General features: G+C 68.6%; 2 protein-coding genes. Both read left to right on the top strand.

Going from position 1 to position 2,267, the window contains the following annotated elements; translation table 11 throughout:
• Position 1: 1 nt before the first annotated feature.
• A complete protein-coding gene (locus tag VF662_RS06415) occupies positions 2 to 712 on the top strand; it encodes a 16S rRNA (uracil(1498)-N(3))-methyltransferase (RefSeq protein WP_464138984.1) in 711 nt (236 codons plus the stop codon).
• A 95-nt stretch (positions 713 to 807) separates the two neighbouring features.
• Positions 808 to 2,181 (top strand): glutamate--cysteine ligase, encoded by a 1,374-nt coding sequence (locus VF662_RS06410; protein WP_464138983.1) that lies wholly within the window; start codon positions 808 to 810, stop codon positions 2,179 to 2,181.
• The last annotated feature ends 86 nt before the right edge of the window (positions 2,182 to 2,267 follow it).

The raw sequence follows: 2,267 nt of genomic DNA, 5'->3' as shown, positions 1-2,267 counted from the left end.
GCTGGGCGAAGGCGCAGCGCTGGTGCTGGAGGGGCCGCAGGCGAACTACCTATCGGCCGTCATGCGTCTCGGCCCCGGCGCGCAGCTGAAGCTGTTCGACGACCGCACAGGGGAATGGCTCGCGGAGATCACCGAAGCGGGCAAGAAGCGCGTCTCCCTCCGCATCGTGCGTCAGCTCCGGCCGCGCGAGCCGGTGCCGGACCTGTGGCTGCTGTTCGCACCGATCAAGCGCGGCCGGATCGACTGGATCGTGGAGAAAGCCACCGAACTCGGTGTCGCGCGGATCGTGCCGGTGATCACCCGGCGCACCATCGTCGACCGCACCAATTCCGACCGGCTCCTCGCGCACATGATCGAGGCGGCCGAGCAATGCGAACGCACGGCGCTCCCCGAGCTCGCCGAGCCGCAGAAGCTCGATGCGCTGCTCAGGAGCTGGCCTGAGGATCGAACTTTGCTGTTTGCGGACGAGAATGGTGGGGAGCCGATGCGGGAGGCCGTGAAGCCCGGCCCAGCCGCGATCCTGATCGGCCCGGAGGGCGGGTTCACCGAGGACGAGCGCACCGCCATCGGCGCCCTCCACACCGCCCGCCCCGCCTCCCTCGGCCCCCGGATCCTGCGCGCCGACACGGCGGTGGTGGCCGCAATCAGCCTGTGGATGGCGGCGGCCGGCGATTGGGACCTAGCCGCGCGGCATGCTGGGGGCATGCCGTAAGGCGGAGCCCGGCGCCAGGCGCCGGTGGGCATCCACTCGATAGCAAACCGAAACGGACTGGCGGCGGCAAGCGGCTGCGTTTAAGGGCGCCTGCCATGACGACCCGGACCGACAGCGGCAAGGCCGACCCGCAGATCGAGAGCCGCGAGGATTTGCTCGCGCCGTTCGTGAAGGGCGAGAAGCCGGAGGCGGCCTGGCGGATCGGGACCGAGCATGAGAAGTTCGTCTACCGCCGGGACGATCAACGCGCGCCCGGCTATGACGAGCCCGGCGGCATCCGCGATCTCCTGATGGCGATGACGGAGTTCGGCTGGACGCCGGTGGAAGAAGGCGGGAACGTCATCGCGCTTGCCGGCCCCGACGGAAACGTCAGCCTCGAGCCGGCCGGCCAGTTCGAGCTGTCCGGTGCGCCGCTCGACCACCTCCACCAGACCTGCGCCGAGGCTGGGCGGCATCTGCGGCAGGTGAAGGCGGTGGGCGAAAGGCTCGGCCTCGGCTTCCTCGGCCTGGGCATGTGGCCGGACAAGGCGCGGGTGGACCTGCCCATCATGCCCAAGGGCCGGTATGCCATCATGCTCCGCCACATGCCGCGCGTCGGCACGCTCGGCCTCGACATGATGCTTCGCACCTGCACGATCCAGGTGAACCTCGACTACAGCTCCGAAGCGGACATGGCGCAGAAGTTCCGCGTCGGCCTCGCCCTACAGCCGCTCGCTACCGCGCTCTTCGCCAATTCACCCTTCACGGAAGGAAAGCCGAACGGCTTCCTTTCCTACCGGAGCCATATCTGGTCGGACACCGATCCCGCGCGCACCGGCATGCTGCCCTTCGTGTTCGAGGACGGGTTCGGCTACGAGCGCTATCTCGACTATGCGCTCGATGTGCCGATGTACTTCGTCTACCGCGACGGCAGATATATCGACGCTGCCGGCCTGTCCTTCCGCGACTTCATGCGCGGCGAATTGTCCGCCCTGCCGGGCGAGAAGCCGCGTCTCTCCGACTGGGTGGATCACCTATCGACCGCCTTTCCCGAAGTGCGCCTCAAGAGCTTCCTCGAAATGCGCGGCGCCGACGGCGGCCCGTGGAGCCGCATCTGCGCGCTTCCAGCCCTCTGGGTCGGCCTGCTCTACGATCAGAACGCGCTCGATGCCGCCTGGGACGAGGTCAAGCATTGGAGCCTCGACGAGCGCCAGCGCCTCCGCGACGAGGTGCCGAAGCTCGGCCTCAAAGCGCGCACTCCGGCCGGGGAGCCCCTCCGCGATCTGGGCGAGCGCGTGCTCGCCATCGCCGAAGCCGGCCTCAACGCCCGCGCCCGGCTAAACGCGGCTGGCGATAACGAAACCGGGTTCCTCGATCCCCTCCGCGAGATCGTCGCAAGCGGCCTGACCCCCGCCGAGCGGCTGCTCGAACGCTTCCGCAGCGAATGGCAGGGCGACGTCGTGCGCATCTACCAGGAAGAAAGCTTCTAGCCCTCCGGCCGCCGCAGCTCGAGATAGATGCTGTCGCACCATTCGCCCGCGATGAACCAGGTGTTCTTCTCGCGGCGCACCTCGCG

Origin of the sequence: Allosphingosinicella sp., from assembly GCF_036387215.1 — a bacterium.
Classification (GTDB): Bacteria; Pseudomonadota; Alphaproteobacteria; order Sphingomonadales; family Sphingomonadaceae; genus Allosphingosinicella.
The sequence above is the reverse complement of the archived record's forward strand: the minus strand, read 5'-3'. Positions and strand labels throughout refer to the sequence as shown.

Bases quoted from the DNA above. Each gene is read 5' to 3' on its own strand.
- VF662_RS06410 (WP_464138983.1), top strand. From the start codon at position 808: ATGACGACCCGGACCGACAGCGGCAAGGCCGACCCGCAGATCGAGAGC.